The organism is Streptomyces sp. SS8, assembly GCF_054072955.1.
Map to the genome: position 1 here is coordinate 1 of NZ_JBSVCZ010000058.1, position 1,188 is coordinate 1,188.

At 75.7% G+C, this 1,188-nt stretch carries 1 protein-coding gene; it reads left to right on the forward strand.

Going from position 1 to position 1,188, the window contains the following annotated elements; all coding sequences use genetic code 11:
- Positions 1 to 3 precede the first annotated feature (3 nt).
- A complete protein-coding gene (gene aroC, locus ACW69E_RS27695) occupies positions 4 to 1,188 on the forward strand; it encodes a chorismate synthase (protein WP_457501026.1) in 1,185 nt (394 codons plus the stop codon).

The window sequence follows — 1,188 nt, forward strand, 5'->3', positions numbered from 1 at the left end:
CCGTTGAGCAGGTTGCGCTGGCTGACCGCGGGGGAGTCGCACGGCCCCGCACTGGTGGCGACGCTGGAGGGGCTGCCCTACGGCGTGCCGGTCACCACGGAGATGGTGGCGGACGAGCTGGCGCGGCGGCGGCTGGGCTACGGTCGCGGCGCGCGGATGAAGTTCGAGCGGGACGAGGTCACCTTCCTGGGCGGGGTGCGGCACGGGCTGACCCTGGGCTCCCCGGTCGCGGTCATGATCGGCAACACCGAGTGGCCCAAGTGGGAGAAGGTCATGGCGGCCGACCCGGTCGACGAGGCGGAGCTGGCCGAGCTGGCCCGCAACGCGCCGCTGACCCGGCCCCGCCCCGGCCACGCCGACCTGGCCGGGATGCAGAAGTACGGCGTGGGCGACGCCCGGCCGATCCTGGAGCGGGCCTCGGCGCGGGAGACGGCCGCCCGGGTGGCGCTGGGCACGGTCGCCCGGTCGTACCTGAGGCAGACGGCCGGCATCGAGATCGTCTCCCACGTGGTGGCGCTGGGCGGCGCCGAGGCCCCGGCCGGGGTGCTGCCGGAGCCGGGGGACGTGGCGCGGCTGGACGCCGACCCGGTGCGCTGCCTGGATCCGGAGGCGAGCCGGGCGATGGTGGAGGTGATCGACGCCGCGCACAAGGACGGTGACACCCTCGGCGGCGTCGTCGAGGTCGTCGCCCACGGGGTGCCGGTCGGGCTGGGCTCCCATGTGCACTGGGACCGGCGGCTGGACGCCCGGCTGGCCGGGGCGCTGATGGGCATCCAGGCCATCAAGGGCGTGGAGGTCGGCGACGGTTTCGAGCTGGCCCGGGTGCCCGGCTCGAAGGCGCACGACGAGATCGTGCCGACCGGGGAGGGGGTGCGCCGTTCCTCGGGGCGGTCGGGCGGCACCGAGGGCGGGCTGTCCACCGGCGAGGTGCTGCGGGTGCGGGCGGCGATGAAGCCGATCGCCACCGTGCCGCGGGCGCTGGCCACCGTGGACGTGACCACCGGGGAGGCCACCCGCGCCCATCACCAGCGCTCGGACGTGTGCGCGGTCCCGGCCGCCGGGATCGTCGCCGAGGCGATGGTGGCGCTGGTGCTGGCCGACGCGGTCGCCGAGAAGTTCGGCGGCGACTCGGTCGCCGAGACCCGCCGCAACGTGACCGGCTTCCTCGACAACCTGGAGATCCGGTGA